Below are 24,764 nucleotides of genomic sequence, written 5' to 3' on the forward strand. Positions count from 1 at the left end.
CGCGCCCGGGAGCGCGCCGGAGGGCTCGCGTGCGCCGGCCGGCGGCGCGTCGGCACGGCCATGTCGACCTCCTAGGCTTCCCCCTCCATCTGACGCCGTGACGGGGCGGCGGTACCAGGGGGTGAAGGTGGTGAATGCCCAAAATTTCGCGGGTGCGGGCGGTGCCCCGGTGGCGCGGGCCAGGCAGGGCCCGATCGTCAGGTCCGGGCGTGTCCGGGCGGCCCGAGGGGGGCGGGCTCACTAAAATCCCCCGGGGGCGAGGCGACGGGGAGAGTTGAAGGCTTCATGCTGCACGGGGTAGATGTGTCCAACTGGCAGGGAACCGTCGACTGGGCGGAGCACGCCGACGGCGGTGTCGACTTCGCCTTCGCCAAGGCCAGTGAGGGAACCGGCTTCACCGACAAGTGGTTCGCCCGCAACTGGGTCGGCATGCGGGAGAACTGGCTGGTCTGCGGGGCCTACCACTTCGCGCACCCCAGGGGCGACCCCGACGACCAGGTGCGCCACTTCCTCGACGTGCTCGACGCGGCGGGCGGCCTGCACCGGGGCGACCTGATCGCCCTCGACCTGGAGCGCTCGGGCCACCTGCCGCCCCGGGAGGTGGCCGCGTTCGCCAGGCGCTGGTGCCACGTGGTGAGCCGCCTGACCGGCGTCACCCCGCTGATCTACACCTTCCTGGCCTTCGCCAGACGCGGGTACTGCCAGGGCCTGGGCGACTACCCCCTGTGGATCGCCGCCCCCAGCCACCCCAAGGGGCACCCGGTCGTGCCGCCGCCCTGGAACAGGTGGACCATCCACCAGTACGGCCACGGCTCCACCGACCGCAACGTCTTCCGCGGCACCCGCGCCCAGCTCACCGCGCTCGGCTACCAGCCCCAGCAGCTCCGGCGCAAGGCGTAGGGCGCCGGGCGGTCGCCGGCGTCATCGCCGGGCGGATCGGCGGTAACATCGGCACGATAAGCGAACGCCCGCCGAGCCCCTGGAGCAACCGTGTCCGCCGCCCCTGAAATACGCGTCACCCTCGCCGGAGCCGAGCGTGCGGTCGCGCAGGGGACGACGGCCGGGGAGGCGCTGGAGGCCGACGGCCGCACCGTCGTCGCCGCCCGGGTCAACGGCGAGCCGCGCGACCTCGCCACCGCCGTCGCCGACGGCGACGTCGTCGAGCCGGTCACCGCCGCCTCCGAGGAGGGGCGGGCGATCCTGCGCCACTCCACCGCGCACGTGATGGCCCAGGCCGTCCAGGAGCTCTTCCCCGGCGCGCGGCTGGGCATCGGGCCGCCCGTCGAGAACGGCTTCTACTACGACTTCGACGTCGAGTCGCCGTTCACCCCCGACGACCTCAAGCGCGTCGAGAAGCGCATGCGCGAGATCGTCAAGCAGGGCCAGCTGTTCGCGCGCCGCGCCGTCTCCGACGAGGCCGCGCGCGAGGAGCTCGCCGCCGAGCCGTACAAGCTGGAGCTCATCGGGCTCAAGGGCGGCGCCGCCGACGAGGAGAGCGTCGAGGTGGGCGGCGACCAGCTCACCATCTACGACAACCTCGACCCCAAGACCGGCGCCCTGTGCTGGAAAGACCTGTGCCGCGGCCCGCACGTGCCCACCACCCGGGCCATCCCCGCGTTCAAGCTCATGCGCTCGGGCGGCGCCTACTGGCGGGGCAGCGAGAAGAACCCCCAGCTCCAGCGCATCTACGGCACCGCCTGGGAGTCCCGCGAGAAGCAGGACGACTACCTGCGCATGCTGGAGGAGGCCGAGAAGCGCGACCACCGCAAGCTCGGCGCCGAGCTCGACCTGTTCTCCTTCCCGACCGAGCTGGGCTCGGGCCTGGCGGTGTTCCACCCCAAGGGCGGCGTCGTCCGCCGCGTCATGGAGGACTACTCGCGGCGCAGGCACGAGGAGGCCGGCTACTCCTTCGTGAACACCCCGCACATCACCAAGGAGCACCTCTACCAGACCTCCGGCCACCTCGACTGGTACGCCGACGGCATGTTCCCCCCCATGGAGCTCGAGGGCGCGCGCTACTACCTCAAGCCCATGAACTGCCCCATGCACAACCTGGTCTTCAGGTCGCGGGGGCGGTCCTACCGCGAGCTGCCGCTGCGCCTGTTCGAGTTCGGCACCGTCTACCGCTACGAGAAGTCCGGCGTGGTGCACGGCCTCACCCGCGTGCGGGGCATGACCCAGGACGACGCGCACATCTACTGCACCCGCGACCAGATGCAGGACGAGCTCAAGAGCCTGCTGCGGTTCGTGCTCGGCCTGCTGCGCGACTACGGCCTGGACGACTTCTACCTGGAGCTGTCCACCCGCGACCCCGAGAAGTCCATCGGCACCGACGAGGTCTGGGCCGAGGCCACCGAGGCGCTGCGGGCCGCGGCCGGGGCCGAGAGCCTCGACCTCGTGCTCGACGAGGGCGGCGCCGCCTTCTACGGGCCGAAGATCTCCGTGCAGGCCAAGGACGCCATCGGCCGCACCTGGCAGATGTCCACCATCCAGGTCGACCTGAACCTCCCCGAGCGCTTCGAGCTGGAGTTCCAGGGCGCCGACGGGTCCCGGCAGCGGCCCGTCATGATCCACCGCGCGCTGTTCGGCTCGATCGAGCGGTTCTTCGGCGTCCTGGTCGAGCACTACGCCGGGGCGTTCCCGCCCTGGCTCGCGCCCGTGCAGGTGACCGGCATCCCCATCTCCGACACCCACGCGCCCTACCTGGCCGAGATCGCCGAGAGGCTGCGCGCCAAGGGCATCCGGGTGGAGGTCGACGGCTCGGCCGACCGCATGCAGAAGAAGATCCGCAACGCGCAGAAGTCCAAGGTGCCCTTCATGCTCCTCGCGGGCGACGACGACGTCGCCAAGGGCGCCGTCTCGTTCCGCTACCGCGACGGCGAGCAGAAGAACGGCGTCCCGGTGGAGGAGGCGATCGCCGAGATCGTCGACGCCGTGGAGCGCCGCGCACAGGTGTGACGCGACCGCCCGGCGCGAGCCGGGCGCTCTCGTCTTATGCTGCATGGCATGCAGGAGCCGATTGAGCAGTCCGGTGCCGGAGAGCCCGACAACTTCCAGCGTCTGTGGACGCCCCACCGGATGGCCTACATCAAGGGGGAGAACAAGCCCACCGGCACCGGGCCGGGGGACGGCTGCCCGTTCTGCGTGATCCCCGAGATGAGCGACCAGGAGGGGCTCGTCGTCGCCCGCGGCTCGCGTGTGTACGCCGTGCTCAACCTGTACCCCTACAACTCCGGGCACCTGATGGTCTGCCCGTACCGGCACGTGGCCGACTACGCCGACCTCGACGACGACGAGACCGCCGAGCTGGCCGCCTTCACCAAGCGGGCGTTGCTGTCCCTGCGCAAGGCGAGCGGCGCGCAGGGGTTCAACGTCGGCATGAACCTCGGCCACGTGGCGGGCGCCGGCATCGCGGGGCACCTGCACCAGCACGTGGTGCCCCGCTGGGGCGGCGACACCAACTTCATGCCGGTGGTCGGCCACACAAAGGTGCTGCCGCAGCTCCTGCAGGAGACCCGCGACCTGCTGGCCGGCTCCTGGCCGGCCTGAGGTCAGGTCGTCACGGGGCGCAGCACGGGCGCGGGCTCCGGCGCGGTGCCCGGCTCCAGCGTGCGAACCCCCGCCGACAGCAGCAGCGGCACCGCCAGGGCCAGCGCCATCGACAGAACGGCGGCGCCCGAGTCGTTGACCAGCATGCCGACCACGCCGCTCACCAGGGCGCCCACCAGGCCGGCCCGCAGCATGGGCGCGCGCTCGAACACCGCGGGGAGCAGGCCGGCGGTGGCCGCGCCCGGGCGGAACACCGCGAAGACCAGGAACGCCGCGGCGGCGATCACGATCGGCATGAGGTTGGGCGACAGCAGGGTGCTGAGCATGGCCTCCAGCTTCCTGAGGATCACCGGCAGGAAGGTGCCGTCGGCCACCTGGCCGGCGAAGCGCCCCAGGTGGGTGCGTGAGCCGGGCGGGCGCAGGTAGTCGAGGTAGGCGATGCCCATCACCAGGACGCCGCCCGCCACGCAGAAGGCCCCCAGCTTGAAGATCGACACCCGGCTGCCGGCGACCAGCAGCGCCGTCACCGCGATGCCGGGGACGAAGGCGATCACGCCGCCGAAGTCGCTGCCGACCCCCGGCCAGCCGTCCAGCACGACCGCGAACGCGCCGAGCGACGCCACCAGCGCGACGGCGGCCCGGCGGCGGCCGTTGCGCACCAGCCCGTCGGCCATGATCGTGGCGACCAGGAGCACGGCGGTGGCCATCAGGGCGAACGGGATGTTGCCCAGCCCGTAGTAGCGGGCCCCCACGACGCCGGTGTAGCCCATGAGGCTGTCGAGCTGCAGCGTGGTGCCGGTCAGCAGGTCGCCGAGCAGCGTGGCGGCCGTGACGCCCGCCACGATCGCGGCCGGTCCGAGGACGTCTCCCGAGCCGGGACGGCCCCGCAGCCGCGCCCACAGCCCCGGCAGGGCGAGCGCGGCGGTCGTGAGCGCCGCCGCGCAGCCCAGCACGCCGGCGACCAGCGCCGTCGCGGGCGCGGAGGCGCGCTCCCAGGGCAGCAGGTTGACCAGGTAGGTGGAGACCGGCAGCGACGCCAGGGCCAGCGCGGCGACCCGGACGCCGCCGAGGCCCCGGCGGCGGCGCAGCAGCAGGAAGGTGAGCCCGTAGAACAGCACCTGCAGCACCGCCAGGGTGGTGAAGAACCCACCGCCCAGCTGCCGGATCGTCTGCCCGGCCACGTCGGCGTGGCGCAGCGCGGCGGCGGCCTCGTCGGCGCCTGCCGGCTCGCCGGCGCTCCAGGGCACGCCGATGACCGTGTGCGGCACCTCGACGCCGGCCGTGCGCAGCATGGTGGCGGTGAGGTCGGGCACGATCACCATGTCGCCGCGGTGGGTGGAGGCGGCGCCCAGGAATCGCCCGCCGGTGCCCGCCGCCCGCCACATCGCGGCCCGCAGGTGCGGCTCGGATCCGTGGTCGGCCAGGCCCGCGAGCAGCACGTCGGTGCCGGGCGGCAGCATGCCCAGCACGGCGCCGGCCTCGGCGTCGGCGGCCCGCAGCGCGGCGGCGCGGGCGGCGGGGGAGAGCTTCTCCGGGACGCCCGACAGCACCTCCCCGTCGAGGTAGGGGCGCACGAGGTCGTCGACGTCGACGGCGATCAGGCGGCACGCCGACCAGTCGGTGAGCTCGGCGGGCGTGGGCGCGTACCGGTCGACGCGCCCGGACCGGTCGGCGAGCGCCAGCACCGCGCCCGGGCCCACCGCCGTGGTGCACTGCCCGGCCGCGTGCGCGGCCTCGCCGAGCGTGCCGGCGTGCTCGGCGTCGCGGACGGTCCACAGCCAGTTGAAGTCGGGGATGAGGGCGCCCGGGCCCGGCGTCTCGAACCTCGGCGGCGGCCCGCAGCGCGACCCGACCGACGACCTGACCCCGGCCGAGACCGTCAGCCAGCCGTCGTAGGGGCAGGTCGTCCTGCCGACCGTGCGCACCGACAGCGAGCCGAGCGCGCTCTGGCCCGCCAGCCGCCACAGGTTGGGGGTTGCGGCCGCGGTCAGATCGTGCCAGCGAAGCCCCGGGACGCCGATGAGGGCCACCCGCCGGGGATCCTCCGCGTCCGCGCTCGCGGCGGGGGCCATGATCAGCCCCAACAGGATCACGGCCAACGCGCCCAGCGTCCGCCTCACCACTGACCTCCCATGACGTCCACCGGCAAATCCCTGGCACCGTACGGGAAACCGGCCTCGCGGTCCAGGGATTCGGGCTGAACGTCGCGCGAACGAGCCCGCGCGGCCTCAGGTGAGCGGGGCGGCCGCGGGGGCGCTCTCGTTGCCCAGGCGGTCGACGGCGGTCACCAGGTAGGCGCCGCCGTCGGCGGCCGGATGGGCCTGCTCGGCCGTCCCGGTGGCCGGCACGACGGCGACGAGGTTGCGGGCGTCGGCGGTGGCGCACGCGTCGGCCTTGCCGTTCGCCACCCGGTAGACCGCGTACGCGCGGGCCCCGGGGGAGGCCTTCCACAGCAGCGACTCGCCCGACCGGCGCAGACCGGCGGGCACGGCCGGCGCCGTGCCGCCCCGCTGTGGCATCAGCGGGAGCAGCGCCGGGCGGGTGTAGTGGTCCTTGACCAGGCGGTCGAGCACGCCCAGCGGGTTCTTGGCCAGGTGGGCCGCGCTGAAGTAGACGTCGCCCGCGACCTCGGGGTGCTTGCGGTTGAGCGTCAGGTGGGCGGGCAGCTCGCCGGCCTTGGTCCACGCCGGGGTGTCGCGGGTGCCCACCCGGTACAGCGCCTGGCCGACGTACAGGTGGACGCCGGTGGAGCGCACCTCGCGCGCCCACCAGGGGACGAGCTTGGCGTAGTCGGCGGCGGCGAAGCCGCGCGGCCAGTAGAGCTGCGGCATGACGTAGTCGACGGACCTGGCCTTGATCCACGCCCGGGCGTCGGAGTAGATGGAGTCGTAGGCCGACAGGCCCTTGGTGGCCGAGCCCGTCGGGTCGTTGGAGGAGTTGCGCCAGATGCCGAACGGGCTGATGCCGAACTTCACGTGCGGCTTGGCCGCGTGCACGGCCTGGCCGACCTCGGCGACCAGCGTGTTGACGTTGGCGCGGCGCCAGGCGGCCAGGGACTTGCCCTTACCGTACTTTGTAAAGGCGCTCTTGTCGGCGAACTTCGTGCCCTTGCCGGGATACGGGTAGAAGTAGTCGTCGAAGTGGACGCCGTCGACGTCGTACCGCTGCACGACGTCCTGGATCACCTTGACGGTGTGCGCGCGCACCTGCGGCAGGCCGGGGTTGTAGTACAGCTTGCCCTCGTGCCTGACGACCCACGAGGGGTTGCGGCGCGCGGGGTGCGTGGCGGGCAGCTTCGCCGGGTCGCCGCCGTCCCCCGCGCGGTACGGGTTGAACCACGCGTGGAACTCCAGCCCCCGCCGGTGGGCCTCGGCGATGAGGAAGGGCAGCGGGTCCCAGCCCGGGTCGCGGCCGGCGGTGCCGGTGAGCCACTGCGACCAGGGCTCGTGGGGGGACTTGTAGAAGGCGTCCGAGGCGGGGCGCACCTGGACGAACACCGCGTTGAGCCTGCGCTTGACCGCGTCGTCGAGGATGCGGACGTAGTCGGCCTGCTGGCGGGCGGGTGACAGGCCGGGCTTGGCGGGCCAGTCGATGTTGCGCACGGTGGCGATCCACACGCCCCGGAGCTGCCGTTTGGGATAGGCGGCGTCCACCTCGCAGGCCGCGGCGCCCGCGGCGCTCCGCGCCCCCTCGGAGGCCTGGTCGGCCGTCCGGTCGGCCGCTCGTCCGGCGGCGGTGTCCGCCGGGGCGGGCCCGGGACCGAAGACGTAGGCGACGCCTGCGGTGGCCACGGCGACGGTGGCGGCGGCGAGCAAGGGCCGGTGTCCGTTTCGCATGGGACCTCAGTCTGGCATCGGCAAAGGGGTGGTAAGGCCGAATAAAAGAAACGGTATCGTGATACTCCTGTGACTTTTGGGGCTGCCGTGCCGGGTGGGATCGGGTACCCCTCGCTGATCTGGGCCGATGAGAATCACTCGATCTATGGCGATTGCCGGGCAAATCGAAATGATTCGCCGCCTGCCGACATGAACGGAGGGACGAACCCGCCCACGACAGGAGGCCGCCCATGGGAACCGCCCGTGGATGACACCCGCAGAGACCGGTACGAAGCCGTCTACCTAGCCGGCTACGAACGGATCCTCGGCTACGCCATGCGCCGCTGCGACTCACCCGAGGACGCGGCGGACGTGGTGGCCGAGACGTTCGAGATCGCGTGGCGCCGCGTGGCCGACCTGCCGCCCGGTGAGGAGGCGAGGCTCTGGCTGTACGGCGTGGCGCGGAACGTCCTCGCCAACCACCGCCGCCGCCAGACGCGCCACCACGCCCGTCGCGCCGAGCTGACCGAGGAGCTCGCCCAGCTGTACGCCCGGCCCTTCCCGGCCGAGGAGAACCTGGAGATGGGCGCCATCGGCCGGGTGTTCCGCGAGCTGCCCGATGACGACCGGGAGCTGCTGGCGCTGGTCGCCTGGGAAGGGCTGGACGCCGGCGAGATCGCCCGCGTCCTCGGCGGGTCGCGCAACGCCGTACGCATCCGGCTGCACCGCGCCCGGAGGCGTTTCTCGCGCGCGCTGGCGGCGGCCGGGGTCGAGTACATGCCGGTGAGCCGGAGCGCTCAGGTACAGACGGGGAGGTCGTTGTGAGCGGCACCGAAGAGCTGGTGGGCCGGCTGGCCCGCGTCCACGATCGTGAACTGGCCGGTCAGGCGTCCGCCACGGGGGCGCGGGCACTGCTCGACTCCATCGTGTCCGGCCCGGGCGAGGCCCCGGCGCTCCGGCGGCGGGCCTGGGGGGCGCGCGTGGCGGTGGGGACGGCGATCGCCGGCACGCTCGTCGCCGCCGTGGCGTTCGGGCCCGGGGTGCTGCGCGGCGGCGGCGCCACGAGCTACGCGAACTCCGCGCTGGACATCAGCCTGGAGGGCGGGCGCTACGTCGCCCGGATCACCGACCCGTTCGCCGACCACCGGAAGTACACCGAGGCCTTCCAGGCGGTCGGCCTGGACATCCGGCTCCGCCCGGTGCCCGTCTCGCCGGGCGCCGCCGGCACGATCCTCGGCCGGATGATCACCATGCGCGGGGCCCCCGACCCCGGGCCGGTGGAGCCGGCCGGCCCGCGGATCGGTGGCCTCGCGCTGACGATGGACACGAGCCCGCCCGGATGCCGGCCGGGCCGCGACGACGGCTGCGTGATGGTGATGCGCATCCCGGCGGAGTTCACCGGCACGGTGGACGTCCGGCTCGGGCGGCCCGCCCGGGCGGGGGAGGAGTACGCCGACTTCGACCGGGCCATGGCGCCGGGCGAGATGTTCGCCGGGGTCCGGCTCGGGGACGGCCGCCCGGTGGCCGAGATCGCGGCCGAGGCGCGCAGGCGCGGCCTCACCACGGTGTTCAGCCTCGTGAGGACCGACCCGGCCGGCGGCGGCCTGTCCTTCGAGCCGCTTCCCGCCGGACGGGTCGGCGCCGGTTGGACGGTGTGGAACGCCTGGCAGGTCAAGGCGGGCGTGATCCGCCTGCTGGTCACGCCCGACCGGCTGAAGCGGAACCCGTTCCACAACGGGAGCGCGCCGCCGCCCGGCTCGTGACGCGCCCGCCGCGTCCCTGCGGGAGCCCGGCCGCCTCGGGGCGGACGGGCTCCCCGGCGCGGCTCCGCCGGGGGCCCGTGGCCGCGAGAGGGCTAGTCGGAGGCGGTTCTCATCTTCTCGGCCAGGTGGGAGGGGAGCGGCTCGTAGCGCAGGAAGCTCCGGTGGAAGCTGCCCGTGCCGTGCGAGAGCGACCGCAGGTCGATGGCGTACCGGGTGATCTCCAGCTGCGGCACCTCGGCCTTGACCAGCGTGCGTCCGGTGCCGACCGGCTCGGTGCCGAGGACGCGCCCGCGCCGCGAGGACAGGTCGGACATCACGCCGCCGACGTGCTCGTCCTCCACCAGCACCGAGACCTCGTCGACGGGTTCGAGCAGGAGCGCCTGCACCTTGGCCGCCGCGTCCTTCAGCGCGAGCTGCCCGGCGATCTGGAAGGCCATGTCGGAGGAGTCGACCGAGTGGGCCTTGCCGTCGTACAGCGTCACCCGGACGTCGACCATCGGGTACCCGGCCAGCACGCCCCGGTCCATCTGGGCGCGCACGCCCTTCTCGACCGAGGGGATGAACTGGCGCGGCACCACGCCGCCGACGATCTTGTCGACGAACTCGAACCCGCCGCCCGACGGCAGCGGCTCGACCTCCACGTGGCAGACGGCGTACTGCCCGTGCCCGCCGGTCTGCTTGACGTTGCGTCCCATGCCCCGGGTCTTGCCGCCGAACGTCTCGCGCAGCGGCACCCGAAGCTCGACGCGCTCCACCTCGACGCCGTGCCGCCGGGTCAGGTGGTCCAGCAGCACGTCGGCGTGCGCCTCGCCCATGCACCAGAGCACGAGCTGGTGGGTCTCGGGGTTGTTCTCCAGGCGCAGCGTCGGGTCCTCGGCGACCAGGCGCCCGAGCGCCTGGGACAGCTTGTCCTCGTCGGCCTTGGACTTGGCGCGGACGGCGACCGGCAGCAGCGGCTCGGGCATCGTCCAGGAGGTGACCAGCAGCGGCCGGTCCTTGTCGGACAGGGTGTCGCCGGTCTCGGCCCGGCCGAGCTTGGCCACGGCGCAGATGTCGCCGGCGACGCACTTGGCGATCGTCCGCTGGTGCTTGCCCAGCGGCGAGGACAGCGCGCCGATGCGCTCGTCCAGGTCGTGGTCCTCGTGGCCGCGGTCGCCGAGGCCGTGCCCGGAGACGTGGACCACCATGTCGGGGCGCAAGGTGCCGGAGAAGACGCGCACCAGGCTGATGCGGCCGACGTAGGGATCGCTGGTGGTCTTGACGACCTCGGCGACCAGCGGGCCGTCGGGGTCGCAGGTGATCGCGGGCGCCGGCTTGCCGTCGATGGTGGTGATCTCGGGCATGGAGTGCTCCATCGGCGACGGGAAGCCCTGGGTGATCACCTCCAGGAGCTCCTCCATGCCGACGATCGGGCCGGAGCCGGGAGCGGCGCAGGTCGCCAGGACGGGGTAGAAGCCGCCGCGGGCCACGGCCTTCTCGAGGTCCTCGATCAGGGCCTTGTCGTCGATCTCCTCCCCGGAGAGGTAGCGGTCCATGAGGGACTCGTCCTCGCTCTCCTGGATGATCCCCTCGATGAGCGAGCCGCGGTAGGTGTCGATCTGGTCCTGGTAGCCGGCGCCGGGCGCCTTCTCGGTGCGGGTGCCGGTGGCGTAGTTGTAGAACTTCTGCGACAGCAGGCCGATGAGGCCGTTGACGTGCCCGTCGGTCACCACGGGCAGGTAGAGCGGGGCCACGCCGTCGCCGAAGACGCCCTGGCAGGTGGCGACGACGTCGTCGAAGTCGGCGCGCTGGTGGTCGATCTTGGTGATCACGACGGCCCTGGGCATGCCGACCAGGCCGCACTCCTCCCAGATGATCCGGGTGAGCCCGTCGACGCCGTCCACGGCCGAGACCACGAACAGGGCGGCGTCGGCCGCGCGCAGGCCCGCGCGCAGGTCGCCGACGAAGTCGGCGTACCCGGGCGTGTCGAGCAGGTTGATCTTGATGCCGTTGTGCGTGAGCGGAGCGACCGACAGGTTCACGGAGCGCTGCTGGCGCACCTCGACCTCGTCGAAGTCGCTCACCGTGGTGCCGTCCTCCACGCGCCCGGCACGCTGGATGGTGCCCGTCGCGGCCAGCAGGGCCTCGACGAGCGTGGTCTTACCTGATCCGGAATGGCCGACCAGCACGACATTGCGCACCGCATCCGGCCGGTCGGCCGAGGGTGCTCTGCCGGCGGCTCCCGATGGTCCGCCCGATGTTCTTTCCGGCACGTCGCCTCCCGCGTCTCGCCGTGGGATGCGGCCGCGCGCGACCGCATCGTCCGCCGCCGCGCCCGCCGCCCCGAAGAGCGCGGTTGTTCATCCACCCTTAACCTCTGTGGCGCGTATCACAAGAGGGAACCGGCAAAAGTGCTTGCAGAAGAATGCCGAGCCACTCGACGGTAGATTCGCCTGATTGGTGGCCTATTGTCGATTTTCTCCCTTTCTTCCGTTTCCCTGGCGCCGGCGGGCCGTCCCAGTGGCTCCATTCGAACCCCAGGCCCCAGGTGGCCTACGATCGGACCGCGATGTTGAAGCTTCTGCGTCCCGCCGTCACCCGCGTGCTCACCCCGCTAGGCCGGGCGCTGGCCCGTGGCGGCGTCAGCCCCAACGCCGTCACCGCGATCGGCACGCTCGGCGTGGCCGCGGGGGCGCTGGGGTTCTACCCTCGGGGCGAGCTCTTCTGGGGCACGCTCGTCGTCGGCCTGTTCGCCTTCGCCGACCTGCTCGACGGCGTCCTCGCGCGCATGCTCGGCACGGGGAGCACCTGGGGTGCCTTCCTCGACTCCACGCTCGACCGCGTGGGCGACGCCGCGATCTTCTCCGGCCTGATCCTGTGGTTCGTGTCCACCGGAGATCTGCTGCTCGCCTCCGTCGCCCTGTTCTGCCTGGTCGCCGGCGCCGTGGTCTCCTACGCCAAGGCGCGCGCCGAGGGGCTCGGGCTGAACTGCGACGTCGGCCTGGCCGAGCGGCCAGAACGGCTGGTGGTCGTGCTGCTGGCGGCCCTGCTCGCCGGCCTCGGCGTGCCGTACGCCCTGGCGGCGGGCCTGTGGCTCCTCGCCGTCGTCAGCGCGTTCACCGCCGCCCAGCGGATCTTGCACGTTTACCGCCAGACGGTGCCAACATGAAGATACGACCCGCCTCGCCGGCGGCTCGGCCTACTTCCCTACCGTGGGGTGAACCTCCCGATGACTGATCGGCTCGTCGCCTGGGCCTACCACCTGGGCTGGGTGCTGGTTCCCAAGCTGCCGGAACGCGTGGCCGCGTGGGCCTTCCGCCTCATCGCCGACATCCTGTGGCGCCGCAGGGGCAAGCCCGTGCGGCGGCTGGAGTCCAACCTCGCCCGCGTCACGGGCAAGGACGTCGAGGACCCCTCGATCCGCGACCTCAGCCGGGCCGGCATGCGGTCCTACTTCCGGTACTGGATGGAGGCGCTGCGCCTGCCGGTCATCGGCCGCGAGCGCATCCTGACGAAGATGCACGACGTCCACGGAGACCGCATCTTCAACACCGTCGACAGCGGCCGCGGCATCGTGCTCGCCCTTCCCCACATGGGCAACTGGGACCTGGCGGGCGCGTGGCTGGTCCACCGGGGCTACCCGTTCACCACCGTGATGGAGCGGCTCAAGCCCGAGTCGCTGTACGAGCGCTTCGTCGGCTTCCGCGAGAGCCTGGGCATGGAGGTCCTGCCCCTCACCTCCAAGGGAGGCGGCACCGCGCACGCCTTCGGCACGCTCGCCCAGCGCCTGCGCGCGGGCCGCGCCGTCTGCCTGCCGGCCGAGCGCGACCTGACCGAGCGCGGCATCGAGGTCGACTTCTTCGACGGCAGAACCCGCATGGTCGCCGGCCCCGCCCTGCTGGCCGTCCAGACCGGAGCCGCCCTGCACCCCGCGACACTGTGGTTCGAGGGCGACGGCTGGGGCGTCCACATCCACGAGGAGATCCCCGTCCCGGCCGAGGGCACCCGCCAGGAGAAGGTCGCCGCCATGACCCAGAGCCTGGCGCGCGTCTTCCAGGAGGGCATCGCCGAGCACCCAGAAGACTGGCACATGCTCCAGCGCCTGTGGCTGGACGACCTGGAGCCCCGTACGCCGTCCCCCGAGGTGGCCGGGTGAACACGCCCACTCGGCAGGTCGACCGCGTCACCGACACCGGGCCCGCCGCTCCCGCCGTCCGGCCGGGAGCCGTGTCGGCCGCGCCGGCCATGGGCGGCCGGCAGCGTAACGGCGTGCCCGGAGCCACGCCCACCACGCCCGCCGTCCGACCGGGAGCCGCGCCGGCCATGGGCGGGCGGCCGGGTGACCGTGTAGCCGGGGCCGGGCGCGCCACGCCCGTCGTCCGGCCGGAAGCCGTGTCGGCCGCGCCGGCCATGGGCGAACGGCCGGGTGACCGTCTAGCCGGGGCCGCCGTCCGGCCCGGAGGCTTGGTGGCGGCGCCATGAGGATCGGCATGGTCTGCCCCTACACCTGGGACGTCCCGGGCGGGGTGATGGCCCACGTCCGCGACCTGGCCGAGGCGCTCATCGCCGACGGCCACCAGGTCTCGGTGATCGCCCCCGCCTCCGACGACGCGCCGCTGCCCTACTACGTGACCTCCGCCGGCCGAGCGATCCCCGTGCCCTACAACGGGTCGGTGGCGCGCCTGGCGTTCGGGTTCCTGTCGGCCAACCGCGTGCGCAAGTGGCTGCGCGAGGGCCGCTTCGACGTCCTGCACGTCCACGAGCCCGCCGTGCCCTCGGTCGGCCTGCTGGCCTGCTGGGCGGCCCGCGGCCCCATCGTCGCCACCTTCCACGCCTCCTTCCAGCGCTCACGCGCCCTGTCGGTGTCGGCGCCGGTCCTGCAGAGCGCCCTGGAGAAGATCACCGGCCGCATCGCCGTCTCCGACGCCGCACGCAAGACCCTCGTCGAGCACGTCGGCGGCGACGCCGTCCTGATCCCCAACGGCGTCACCGTGAGCCGTTACGCCGAGGGCGAGCCCCTTCCCGGGTGGGGCCCCGACGGCGGCGTGATCGGCTTCCTCGGGCGCATGGACGAGCCCCGCAAGGGCCTGCCCGTGCTGCTGGAGGCGTTCACGCGGCTCGCGCCCGACCGCCCCGGCGTGCGCCTGCTGCTGGCCGGCCCGGGCGACGCCGACGACGCGCTGGCCAAGGTCCCGGCGTCGCTGCGCGACCGCGTCGGCGTCCTCGGCATGGTGAGCGAGCACGACAAGGTCCGCGCCTACCACTCCGTCGACGTCTTCTGCGCGCCCAACACCCACGGCGAGAGCTTCGGCATCGTCCTGGCCGAGGCCATGGCCGCCGGGGCCGCCATCCTGGCCAGCGACATCCCCGCCTTCCGCAAGGTGCTGGGCGAGGGCCAGGCGGGTGCCCTGTTCACCACCGGGGACGCCGCCTCCCTGGCCCAGGGCGCCGCCGCGCTCCTGGACGACCCCGCCCGCCGCGCCAAGCTCTCCGACGAGGCCCGCCTGGCCGTCCGCGAGTACGACTGGTCCACCGTCGCCCGCGACGTCGTCCGCGTCTACGAGACCGTCACCGCCACCGGCGCCGGCGTCGTCGAGGAGGAGCAGACGGGCCGCCCCCGCACCGCCGAGCCCCCCGCACCCGAGCCCCGCCCGGCCCCCGCACGTGACCACGCCGAGCCCGACGGGCAAGCCCGTCCAGGCCGGGCATCTGAACACGCCGAGGCCGACGGGCAAGCCCGGCCACCGGAGGCCGCCCACGTGCACCCCGGTGAGGCCAGGTGAACCTCGTGACGACGATCGTCGTACTGGCGGTCGTGGCGGTGATCACCGCCGTCTACGTCTCCTGGCGCGCCGGCCGTCTCGACCGCCTGCACATCCGCCTGGAGAGTGCGCGCGAGGCCCTGGACGCCGCCCTGGTGCGGCGGGCGGCCGTCTGCCTGGAGCTGGCGGCGTCCCGCATCCTCGACCCCGCCACCAGCCTCGTGCTGGCCGCCGCCACCCACGAGGCACGCACCGCCGGCCCCGAGGAGCGCGAGCACGCCGAGAGCGACCTGTCCCGCACCCTGCGCGCCGTGATCGACCAGGAGCGCTTCAAGGAGCGCCTGGCCGAGACCCCCGCAGGCCCCGAGCTGATCGCCGAGCTGGACACGGCGGTGACCAAGGTCATCTACTCCCGCCGCTTCTACAACAACGCCGTCGGCCAGACCCGCCACGCCCAGCGCCGATGGCTCGCCAAGACCCTCCGCCTCGCCGGCCACACCGAGTACCCGTCGTTCTTCGAGATCGACGACGACGAGCCCGCCACCTTCGCCAAACACACCTGACCGCCCCCGGCCCCGCGTCAGCCAAGCGCCGCTCACATCTCTCCGGCGGCGGCCCTCTGAAACGGTGCCTTCGGCGCAGCCCTCTCAGAGGCGACTCTCACCCAAGCCGACCTGGCGGTCGCGCAGGCGAACCGCCGTGGACGAGGACGAGCTCGGCACCTTCGTCAAACACACCTGACCGCCCGTTCCCGGCCCGGCGCTGCCCACATCAATCCGGCGGCGGCCCTCTGAGATGGTGCCTTCGGCGCAGCCTTCTCAGAGGCGACCCTTGCCCCCAATCCCACCTCGCCGTCGCGCGACAGAACCGCCGTCAAGCCCCGTCCTCTCCGTAACATCCTCCGTGGGGCGCCGTCTGCTCTTCTCGATCTTGTACCGTGATGCATCGCGGTGTCTCGCGCCGGGCGGCTGCGCATGGGGCGGATCTCGGCTCAAGCTCGGCGTACCCGGCGAATCGATGAGGCGGACGGCAAGGGGGTGTGATGGATCGGGACCTGCCGTTTCTGCGGAGAATACGAGTGCGGAACTACAGGAGCATCGCGTCATGCGATGTCACGTTCGCGCCGCTGCTTGTCCTATTGGGCCCGAACGCGGCCGGCAAGAGCAACTTTCTCGACGCTCTGCAGTTCCTGGCCCACGCCCTTGGCACGACACCGGCCAATGCCCTCGAAACGCGCGGAGGCCTGGAAGAAGTCCTCCGGCGCCCGGCGGAGGACGCCGACGAGCTGAGCTTCGACCTGGAGCTCATGGTGCCCTTCGAGGGCGAGTCGATACGCGTGCGGTACGGATTCGCCATCGGTCGCGACCGTTCCGGCCGTCGTCCCTTCGAAGTGCGCTGGGAGCGGTGCCTCGCTCACCGCCACCCGGGAATGGGCGACACCTCAGTGGCCGGCGGACAAGGCTCCGTCCCTGGCGAAGACGGCTTCAGTGTCGGCGGTGGTCGTATCACCGGTGGTTCCGCCCGTGAGGGCCGCATCGAGAAAGACCGGCTTTACCTCCCGGTCGCCGCCGCTGTGGAGGGTGTGTTCGCGCGGATCCATCTGAACCTGATCTCCATGTTCTTCTACCAGGTGGACGTCGAGCGGATGAGGCGGATCGAGTCCCGCACGCGGCAGCGGTATCTGGGCCCGTCCGCCGAGCATGTGGGGTCTTTCCTGGGAACGCTCGACCGTGAGCATCCGGCGTGGAAGGCACGCATCGACGACTACATCCGGGCGATCGTCCCTGAAGCCACGGGGGTGAGCGAACGTGTCCTGGACAGCTACTCCACCGTCGAGCTGCGCACCCGTCACGGGGACCGAGACCTGGCCTTCGGGCCGGAGGCGATGTCCGAGGGCACCCTGCGCGCCGCCGGTGTGTTGACCGCGCTGTTCCAGCCCGCCGTACTCGAAGGCGAGGTGGCCCTGCTGGGCATCGAGGAACCCGAGACGTCACTGCATCCAGCGGCTGCCGGGGCGCTGTTCGACGCGCTGACCGAAGCGAGCGAGCGTGTCCAGGTGGTGGTGACCACGCAGAGCGCCGATCTGCTCGACCGCGACGAGATCGATCCGCGGTCCGTGCGAGTCGTGACCATGTCAGAGGGGATCACGACGATCGGTGAGATCGACGACGTCAGCCGCCGCATCGTCGAAGACAGGCGAGCCACGATCGGTGAGCTGATGCGCGGGAGTCAGCTCCAGCCCAAGCCGCCCGCCGAGACCGGGTTCGGGGCCGGTCCGGAGGGGGCCGAATGACCGAGGCGATCACCATCGCGGCGGTCGTAGAAGGCGATGGGGAGGTCAAGGCGCTCCCTGTCCTGCTCCGAAGGATCGCGGAGGAGCTCTCGATCCGGACCGTGGCGATTCCCCCTCCTCGCCGGGTTCCACGATCGAAACTGCTCAGCCCCGGCGGAGTCGAAAGCGCGGTGCTGCAGGCCTCCTACCAGGTCGACGGCCGAGGCGGCATCCTGCTGCTCATCGACGCGGACGATGACTGCCCCGCGGCCCTGGGGCCGGAACTCCTGGCGCGGGCCGGGCGGGCGCGGAGTGACAGGAACATCTCGGTGGTGCTGGCCAACCGGGAGTTCGAGTCGTGGTTTCTCGCCGCCGCCCCCTCGCTCGCGGGCCGCCGAGGACTGGCGAGTCCCCTGGAGCCCCCCGTTGATCCCGAAGGTCCGCGCGACGCGAAGGGATGGCTCTCCGTGCGGAAGGTCGACGGCACCTCCTATCGGCCGACGGTCGACCAGGCAGGCCTCGCCATGGTCTTCGACATGGCTCAGGCACGTAAGAACGCGCCCTCCTTCGACAAGTTCTGGCGTGACGTCGCTCGTTTGCTGGAGGGCGGCCGGTGAAGGACGTCGACGGCGACATCGGAGCGATGTCACCGGCCCGTTGACGACGAGGCGGCAGCCCGTCCCGGTGGCCTCGATCGGCTGACGGAGGACCCGGAGGGCTGTGGCTTGGGCAGGCCTCGTCTGGGTGAGATGGTGATTTATCGGGATATAAGGGTGCATTCCACCTGCACAAACCCGCTTCGGCGTGCGGTCCGCGAGGAGCGGCGCCTGGGCGGTTGGAGCGCGTCACCGCCGAGGTTGGACCGTGGGCCGGAGTGCCTTTCGCGGCGAAGTGGAGAAACCTTTACCGCGCGGTGACCGTGAATCTTGGGAAGTTCGGTCGTAGCAGCGGGAACCTGTGGCCAGCATCGGTAAGCTCATGGCGATTTCCGGCAAATCGGGAGGAGCCCTACTGTGCGGGTTTTTCGGGTGATCGGCGTCGCGCTCGCGGGGGCCGCCGTGCTAGTGCCCGTGGCGGCCTGCTCGTCGGGGGATGAGAGGGCGCCTGCCACGCAGGGGGCGCAGCCGGTGACGTCCGCGCCGGCCACGCCTGAGCCGCCGCCCGAGCATCCCTTCACGGGGCAGCCGGTGGCCGCGCGCAAGCCCGTGCTGGCGGTGAAGATCGAGAACACGGCGGCCGGGCGGCCCCAGCAGGGGCTGCGCAGCGCCGACCTGGTCTACGTCGAGCAGGTCGAGGGCGGGCTCACCCGCCTGATGGCGGTGTTCTCCTCCAAGATCCCGGCCAAGGTCGGCCCGGTGCGCAGCGCACGCATCTCCGACCTGCACATCCTGTCCATGTTCGGCAAGCCCGCCCTCGCCTACTCGGGTGTGCAGACCAAGATGATCCCCCTGGTGCAGCAGGCGTCGCTGTTCGACGTCTCCGACAGCGCGCGGCCGGGGGCCTACTTCCGCCAGCCCGGGCGCTCGGCGCCGTACAACCTGTTCGCCGAGCCCAAGAAGCTGCTGTCGGCGGCGCCCAAGGCGACCAAGGCCAAGGACATCGGCTTCGAGTTCGGCGACGTCCAGGAGGGCGGCACCGCCCGCAAGTCGTTCACCGTGCGGTACCCGGCGGCGAACTTCACCTTCACCTGGTCGGCCGACCAGAAGCGGTGGCTGGTGGCGCAGGACGGCGCCAAGAACATGGCCGCCGAGGGCGGGCAGCTCGGCGCGCCCACCATCGTGGTGCAGTACGCCAAGACCACCCGCTCGCAGTTCCACGACTTCACCGGCAGCTACACGCCGCTGATCCAGTCCACCGGCAAGGGCAAGGCGGTCGTCCTGCGCGACGGCAAGGCATACAGCGCCCGGTGGTCGCGCCCCTCGGAGGAGGAGGGCACGAAGTTCACCACCCCGGACGGCGAGCCGATGACGTTCAGCCGGGGCCAGGTCTGGATCGTGCTGGCCGCCCCCAAGCCGGTGCAACCCTGACAAGGGCCCGCCATCCTGTCCAAAACCGGGGGCCCTTTATGACGGTACGTAGGGTCTAGGGCCGTTCCGATCAGCGCCTAACATGGAAGCTGAAACCATCGTCGCGCGCTCGTGAGGTAGGACCGTGTCCAGCAGCACCCCCGAAGTCAACGACGCCGCCAGCACCGGCACCGCCCGTGTGAAGCGCGGCATGGCCGAGATGCTCAAGGGCGGCGTCATCATGGACGTCGTCACCGCGGAGCAGGCGAAGATCGCCGAGGACGCCGGCGCGGTGGCCGTGATGGCCCTCGAGCGTGTGCCCGCCGACATCCGGGCCGAGGGCGGCGTGTCGCGCATGAGCGACCCCGACATGATCGACGGCATCATCGCCGCCGTCTCCATCCCCGTCATGGCCAAGGCCCGCATCGGCCACTTCGCCGAGGCCAAGGTCCTGCAGGCCATCGGCGTCGACTACGTCGACGAGTCCGAGGTCCTCACGCCCGCCGACGAGGCCCACCACATCGACAAGTGGGCCTTCACCGTCCCCTTCGTCTGCGGGGCCACCAACCTCGGCGAGGCGCTGCGCCGCATCTCCGAGGGCGCCGCGATGATCCGCTCCAAGGGCGAGGCCGGCACCGGCAACGTCGTGGAGGCCGTGCGCCACATGCGGCAGATCCGCGGCGACATCCGGCGCCTGGCCGGCCTCGACGAGGCCGAGCTGTACGCCGCCGCCAAGGAGCTGCGCGCCCCCTACGAGCTGGTCGCCGAGGTCGCCAAGGCCGGCAAGCTGCCCGTCGTGCTGTTCACCGCCGGCGGCATCGCCACCCCGGCCGACGCCGCGATGATGATGCAGCTCGGCGCCGAGGGCGTGTTCGTCGGCTCGGGCATCTTCAAGTCCGGCGACCCCGCCAAGCGGGCGGCGGCGATCGTCAAGGCCACCACCTTCCACGACGACCCCGACGTGATCGCCAAGGTGTCGCGCGGCCTGGGCGAGGCCATGGTCGGCATCAACGTGGCGACGCTGCCCGACTCCGAGCGCCTGGCCACCCGGGGCTGGTAGCCCGCCGGGGGCCCTGACGCCTTCCCGGCGCCGCCACTTCCGGGGCGCCGGGAAGAAATGGGGTGATCGTCTGAAATACCCCCGTTGACCTGGGTGTCGCTATGCACGGCGTTTGCCGTGAATAGCTGATGATCGTGGTGTGCTCGACAGGCGATCGTTCCTCGTCCTGGGGCTGGCGTCCGGGGTGCCGATGCCGCCCCTTCGAGTCGCGTACGGAGAGCCCTTCCTGCTGGGCGTGGCGAGCGGCGACCCCACGCCCGACGGCTTCGTGCTGTGGACGCGCCTCGCGCCCGTCCCGCTGGCCGAAGACGGCTACGGCGGCATGCCGGCCACGTCCGTGCCGGTCTACTGGGAGGTGGCCGGCGACTCCGCCTGCACGCGGGTGGTGAGGCGCGGCACCGAGCACGCCGTTCGCGAGTGGGCGCACAGCCTGCACGTCGAGGTCACCGGCCTTGAGCCCGGCCGGGAGTACTGGTACCGCTTCAAGGCCGGCCCCTACGTCTCGCCGATCGGCCGCGCGGTGACCGCGCCCGCCGCCGGAGCCGCCGTCAAGGCGCTCACCCTGGCGGTGACGTCGTGCGCCAACTACGAGCACGGCCACTTCACCGCCTACGCCAGGGTCGCCCAGGAGCGCCCCGACCTGGTGCTGCACCTCGGCGACTACCTCTACGAGTACGGCAAGGGCGAGCGGCAGTGCCCGGGCGGCAACGTCCGCACGCACGAGGGGCCCGAGGCGCGGACGCTGGCCGGCTACCGGCGCAGGCACGCCCTCTACAAGACCGACGCCGACCTGCGCGCCGCCCACGCGGCCGCGCCGTGGGTGGCGATCATGGACGACCACGAGGTGCTCAACAACTGGATGGCGCCGGGCTCGGCCGACCGGTGCGAGGCCGCGTTCCGCGCCTACTACGAGCACATGCCGCTGCGCAAGGAATGCGTCCCGCACGGGGCCGCGATCCGGCTCTACCGGCGGCTGGAGTGGGGCGGCCTCGCGACGCTGCACATGCTCGACACCCGCCAGTACCGCGACGGCGTGAACTGCGGGGCCGGTTTCAAGGACTGCGAGGACTCCGACGACGACCAGCGCACGATCATGGGGGCCGAGCAGGAGCGATGGCTGCTGGACGGGTTCGGCCGGTCGCACACGACCTGGGACCTCATCGGCCAGCAGGTCTTCTTCGGCCGGCGCAGCAGGGACCCCGGCTCGGCCGACGTGGTCAGGCAGGACGCCTGGGACGGCTACTCCGGCTCCCGGACGCGGGTCACGCGCGGCTGGGTGGACGCCGGCGTGCGCAACGCGGTCGTGCTCACCGGCGACGTGCACTCGCATTGGGCCGGCGACCTGGCCCTCGACTACGACGACCCCGACTCGCGCGTGGTCGGCACCGAGCTGGCGGTCACCTCGATCTCCAGCGGGGGAGACGGGCACGACCACGACCGCGCCCGGGACGCCCTGGTCGACAAGAACCATCACCTGCGGTTCCACCTGCGGCGGCGCGGATACCTGCTGCTCAAGGTCGAGCCCACCGTGCTCACCGCCCACTTCAAGATCGTGCCCTACGTGAGCAGGCCCGGCGCCCCGGTGCGCACGGCCAGGACGTTCACGATCGCCGACGGGTCCCCAGGGCTCGTCCGCAAGACCTGACCGCCCGGGGCCGGGGCCCCGGCGCCTTCGCCGCCGCGATCCGGGAAGTCCAGCGGCGTTTGGGACGTTGTCTCCCATGGCCGTACGCTTTCCTGACGCATGCACGAGCCGGAGCCGCACGCGTCCTGGCGTGCGGAGGGCGGCGTCCCGACGGGGGAGCACATCTGTCCGGGGGCGCGTCCGCGGCCGTACCCGTGCCCGCGCGGCACGCCGGCGTCCGTGCGGGGGATCGATCAGGAGGAACACCGGTGACGTCTGCGCCGAAGATCGGCGTGCTCGCCCTGCAGGGCGACGTGCGTGAACACGTGCGCTCCCTCGAAGCCGTGGGCGCCTCGGCCGTGGCCGTCCGCCGCCCCGCCGAGCTGGAGGCCGTCGACGCGCTGGTCGTCCCCGGCGGGGAGTCCACCACCATCTGGAAGCTCGCCGACGCGTTCGAGCTGCTCGACCCGCTGCGCATGCGCGTCAAGTCCGGCATGCCCACCTACGGATCCTGCGCCGGGATGATCCTGCTGGCCGACCGCATCCAGGGCGGCATCGAGGGCCAGCAGACCCTCGGCGGCATCGACATGGTGGTGCGGCGCAACGCCTTCGGCCGCCAGGTCGACTCCTTCGAGGCGTCGCTGGACTTCGCGGGCCGGGGCCGCCTGAACGCCGTCTTCATCCGGGCGCCGTGGGTCGAGTCGGTCGGAGCCGACGTCGAGGTGCTGGGCGTCGCCGAGCCGGGAGATAGGATCGTCGCGGTCCGGCAGGGACCTCTGCTCGCGACGTCCTTCCATCCGGAGCTGACGGGGGACACGCGGGTACATTCGTATTTTCTCGACATGGTGAGGGAGCTCTAGCCGATGTCCGGCCACTCCAAATGGGCGACGACGAAGCACAAGAAGGCCGTGGTCGACGCCAAGCGCGGCAAGCTGTTCGCCAAGCTCATCAAGAACATCGAGGTGGCCGCCCGCACCGGCGGGCCCGACCCGGACGGCAACCCCACGCTGTACGACGCCGTGCAGAAGGCGCGCAAGAACTCCGTCCCGCTCGAGAACATCGAGCGCGCCCGCAAACGCGGCGGCGGCCTTGAGGCCGGCGGCGCCGAGTGGCAGACCATCATGTACGAGGGCTACGCGCCCGGCGGCGTCGCGGTGCTGGTCGAGTGCCTCACCGACAACCGCAACCGCGCCGCCTCCGAGGTCCGCGTCGCGATGACGCGCAACGGCGGCTCCATGGCCGATCCCGGCTCGGTGTCCTACATGTTCAACCGCAAGGGCGTCGTGATCGTCCCCAAGGGCGAGCTGGGCGAGGACGACGTGCTGGTGGCCGTCCTGGACGCCGGGGCCGAGGAGGTCAACGACCTCGGCGACTCCTTCGAGGTGGTCTCCGAGGCCGGCGACCTCGTGCCGGTGCGCAAGGCGCTGCAGGAGGCCGGCATCGACTACGACTCCGCCGAGAGCAGCCTCCTGCCGACCCTGAGCGTCCCGCTCGACGAGGAGTCCGCCCGCAAGGTCTTCCGCCTCATCGACGCGCTGGAGGACAGCGACGACGTGCAGAACGTCTACGCCAATTTCGACGTCAGCGACGAGGTCCTGGCCAAGCTCGACGACTGACCGGCGTCCCTCCCCGGCCGGCGCGCCGCCGGCCGGGGACGGAAAACGACTCGACCGGCCCCCGCGCCGGCCCTAGGTTTGGCCGTTGTGGAAATCCGTGACCTCGCGGTCGACGACCTCGACGCCGTCCTCGACGGCCGCAAGCGGGCCTTCGGCCCCATCCCGGCGGGCGACGCCGGGCTCTGGCGTGAGATCGTCACGCCGATGCTCGGCGCCGGGCGCTACCTCGGCGTCTTCGACGGCACCCGCCTGATCGGCACCAGCAGGATCAACGACTACGACCAGTGGTGGCACGGCCGGCCGCTGTCCATGGGCGGCGTCGCCGGCGTCACGGTCGCCCCCGAGGACCGCGGCCGCGGCGTCGGGCGGGCCCTCATGCGGGCCACCATCGAGCGCTGCGCCGACCTCGGCCACGTGGCCTCCGCGCTCTACCCCGCGACCACCCCGCTGTACCGCGGCCTCGGCTGGGAGCACGCCGGGAGCCGCCACCGCGTCACGCTGCCCACCGAGGCGCTGCGCACGCTCGGCGACGGGGGCGGCGGCGTCAAGCTGCGCAGGATCGGCCCCGACGACGCCCCGGAGCTGAGGAACGTCCTGGAACGCGTCTACGGCGCCTCGCGCGCCTCCGGGCCGCTGGGCTGGGAGGAGCGCGTCACCCGCCTCTGGCTCTCCGACGAGGACGACTTCGCCTACCTGGCAGACGACGGCTTCGCGGTCTACCGCTGGCACAAGGGCGACATCAACGTCGACAACCTCGTCGCCGGCTCCGAGGCCACCGCCAGGGCGCTGTGGTCGCTGGTCGGCACCGCGTCGACCGTCGCCTCCACCGTGACCGCCAGCGTCGAGCCCGACGACCCGGTGCTGTGGCTGCTGCGCGAGCGCTCGCACGACGCGGTCCAGCAGGTCCGCTGGATGTTCCGCCTCGTCGACCTGCCCGCCGCCGTCGCCGCCCGCGGCTACCCGGCCGGCGTCACGCTCGACACCGTGGTGAGCGTCGACGACCCCGAGCGCCCGGCCAACTCCGGCGCCTGGCGCCTGGAGGTCTCCGGCGGAAAGGGCACGCTCTCCGCCGCCGGCGGCCGGGCCCCGGAGGCGCCGCGCTTCTCCATCGGCGGCGTCTCGGCCCTGTTCGCGGGCGTCCAGCCCGCCACCCTGCGCCGCACCGGCCTGGTCACCGGCGGCGCGCCGGCCGTGGACGAACTCCTCGGCAGCGCGTTCGCCGCCAAGCCCTACATGATCGACTACTTCTGACCCGGCGACGCGTCGGTGGGAAGCGGGACGGAGAGGCCGGCGCCGCCGTACGTCGCGCGACCTGGTG

General features: G+C 72.4%; 20 protein-coding genes. 17 read left to right on the forward strand and 3 right to left on the reverse strand.

What is annotated here, in order from left to right:
• Positions 1-285: 285 nt before the first annotated feature.
• The 3 genes from PYR91_RS18220 to PYR91_RS18230 all read left to right on the forward strand — a co-directional run bounded on the left by PYR91_RS18220 (position 286) and on the right by PYR91_RS18230 (position 3,549).
• The gene (locus PYR91_RS18220) at positions 286-900 is read left to right on the forward strand and encodes a glycoside hydrolase family 25 protein (protein WP_279781066.1); all 615 of its coding nucleotides are present in this window, start codon (positions 286-288) and stop codon (positions 898-900) included.
• 90 nt (positions 901-990) lie between these two features.
• Positions 991-2,958 carry a threonine--tRNA ligase gene (gene thrS / locus PYR91_RS18225; protein WP_279781067.1) on the forward strand — a complete coding sequence of 656 codons (1,968 nt, stop codon included), beginning with the start codon at positions 991-993 and terminating at the stop codon, positions 2,956-2,958.
• 48 nt (positions 2,959-3,006) lie between these two features.
• Positions 3,007-3,549 carry an HIT domain-containing protein gene (locus tag PYR91_RS18230; RefSeq protein ID WP_279781068.1) on the forward strand — a complete coding sequence of 181 codons (543 nt, stop codon included), beginning with the start codon at positions 3,007-3,009 and terminating at the stop codon, positions 3,547-3,549.
• Positions 3,550-3,551: 2 nt separating this feature from the next.
• On the opposite strand, the gene PYR91_RS18235 is transcribed toward PYR91_RS18230, so the two are convergent.
• Both PYR91_RS18235 and PYR91_RS18240 read right to left on the reverse strand, forming a co-directional pair.
• Positions 3,552-5,669: a hypothetical protein gene (locus tag PYR91_RS18235; RefSeq protein ID WP_279781069.1), complete on the reverse strand. Its 2,118-nt coding sequence runs from the start codon at positions 5,667-5,669 to the stop codon at positions 3,552-3,554.
• A gap of 108 nt (positions 5,670-5,777) precedes the next feature.
• Positions 5,778-7,385: a family 10 glycosylhydrolase gene (locus PYR91_RS18240; protein WP_279781070.1), complete on the reverse strand. Its 1,608-nt coding sequence runs from the start codon at positions 7,383-7,385 to the stop codon at positions 5,778-5,780.
• A gap of 243 nt (positions 7,386-7,628) precedes the next feature.
• Here PYR91_RS18240 and PYR91_RS18245 point away from each other — a divergent pair, with 243 nt between their 5' ends.
• Together PYR91_RS18245 and PYR91_RS18250 are read left to right on the forward strand one after the other, a co-directional pair.
• Positions 7,629-8,189: an RNA polymerase sigma factor gene (locus PYR91_RS18245; RefSeq protein WP_279781071.1), complete on the forward strand. Its 561-nt coding sequence runs from the start codon at positions 7,629-7,631 to the stop codon at positions 8,187-8,189.
• Positions 8,186-9,127, forward strand: a complete 942-nt coding sequence (locus PYR91_RS18250) for a hypothetical protein (RefSeq protein WP_279781072.1) — start codon at positions 8,186-8,188, stop codon at positions 9,125-9,127. The genes PYR91_RS18245 and PYR91_RS18250 overlap by 4 nt, the downstream gene beginning before the upstream one ends.
• 92 nt (positions 9,128-9,219) lie before the next feature.
• Here the strand turns inward: PYR91_RS18250 and PYR91_RS18255 are convergent, their stop codons facing one another.
• Entirely contained in the window at positions 9,220-11,379 is a 2,160-nt protein-coding gene (locus PYR91_RS18255) for an elongation factor G-like protein EF-G2 (RefSeq protein ID WP_279781073.1), read from the reverse strand.
• A gap of 296 nt (positions 11,380-11,675) precedes the next feature.
• On the opposite strand from PYR91_RS18255, the gene pgsA reads away from it, so the two are divergent.
• The 12 genes from pgsA (at position 11,676) to PYR91_RS18315 (ending at position 24,697) form a co-directional block, all read left to right on the forward strand.
• Complete coding sequence (gene pgsA, locus PYR91_RS18260; protein WP_279781074.1) at positions 11,676-12,275, forward strand: phosphatidylinositol phosphate synthase; 600 nt, start codon at positions 11,676-11,678, stop codon at positions 12,273-12,275.
• A 60-nt stretch (positions 12,276-12,335) separates the two neighbouring features.
• Complete coding sequence (locus PYR91_RS18265; RefSeq protein WP_279781075.1) at positions 12,336-13,262, forward strand: phosphatidylinositol mannoside acyltransferase; 927 nt, start codon at positions 12,336-12,338, stop codon at positions 13,260-13,262.
• Positions 13,263-13,584: 322 nt separating this feature from the next.
• Positions 13,585-14,889 carry a glycosyltransferase family 4 protein gene (locus PYR91_RS18270; protein ID WP_279781076.1) on the forward strand — a complete coding sequence of 435 codons (1,305 nt, stop codon included), beginning with the start codon at positions 13,585-13,587 and terminating at the stop codon, positions 14,887-14,889.
• 5 nt (positions 14,890-14,894) lie between these two features.
• Positions 14,895-15,431 carry a hypothetical protein gene (locus PYR91_RS18275; RefSeq protein WP_279781077.1) on the forward strand — a complete coding sequence of 179 codons (537 nt, stop codon included), beginning with the start codon at positions 14,895-14,897 and terminating at the stop codon, positions 15,429-15,431.
• 479 nt (positions 15,432-15,910) lie between these two features.
• On the forward strand, positions 15,911-17,161 hold the full coding sequence (locus tag PYR91_RS18280) for an AAA family ATPase (protein WP_279781078.1): 1,251 nt from the start codon (positions 15,911-15,913) through the stop codon (positions 17,159-17,161).
• Positions 17,158-17,757 carry a DUF4276 family protein gene (locus PYR91_RS18285; protein WP_279781079.1) on the forward strand — a complete coding sequence of 200 codons (600 nt, stop codon included), beginning with the start codon at positions 17,158-17,160 and terminating at the stop codon, positions 17,755-17,757. The genes PYR91_RS18280 and PYR91_RS18285 overlap by 4 nt, the downstream gene beginning before the upstream one ends.
• A gap of 396 nt (positions 17,758-18,153) precedes the next feature.
• Complete coding sequence (locus tag PYR91_RS18290) at positions 18,154-19,167, forward strand: DUF3048 domain-containing protein (protein ID WP_279781080.1); 1,014 nt, start codon at positions 18,154-18,156, stop codon at positions 19,165-19,167.
• Between the two features lie 124 nt (positions 19,168-19,291).
• Positions 19,292-20,206 carry a pyridoxal 5'-phosphate synthase lyase subunit PdxS gene (gene pdxS, locus PYR91_RS18295; RefSeq protein WP_279781081.1) on the forward strand — a complete coding sequence of 305 codons (915 nt, stop codon included), beginning with the start codon at positions 19,292-19,294 and terminating at the stop codon, positions 20,204-20,206.
• Between the two features lie 139 nt (positions 20,207-20,345).
• Positions 20,346-21,851, forward strand: coding sequence for an alkaline phosphatase D family protein (locus PYR91_RS18300; RefSeq protein ID WP_279781082.1), 1,506 nt, complete (start codon positions 20,346-20,348; stop codon positions 21,849-21,851).
• Between the two features lie 248 nt (positions 21,852-22,099).
• A complete protein-coding gene (gene pdxT, locus PYR91_RS18305; protein WP_279781083.1) occupies positions 22,100-22,690 on the forward strand; it encodes a pyridoxal 5'-phosphate synthase glutaminase subunit PdxT in 591 nt (196 codons plus the stop codon).
• Positions 22,691-22,693: 3 nt separating this feature from the next.
• Positions 22,694-23,446, forward strand: coding sequence for a YebC/PmpR family DNA-binding transcriptional regulator (locus PYR91_RS18310; protein ID WP_279781084.1), 753 nt, complete (start codon positions 22,694-22,696; stop codon positions 23,444-23,446).
• Between the two features lie 87 nt (positions 23,447-23,533).
• The gene (locus tag PYR91_RS18315; protein WP_279781085.1) at positions 23,534-24,697 is read left to right on the forward strand and encodes a GNAT family N-acetyltransferase; all 1,164 of its coding nucleotides are present in this window, start codon (positions 23,534-23,536) and stop codon (positions 24,695-24,697) included.
• Positions 24,698-24,764 lie beyond the last annotated feature (67 nt).

Source organism: Sphaerisporangium sp. TRM90804 (genome assembly GCF_029846175.1).
GTDB lineage: Bacteria > Actinomycetota > Actinomycetes > Streptosporangiales > Streptosporangiaceae > Sphaerisporangium.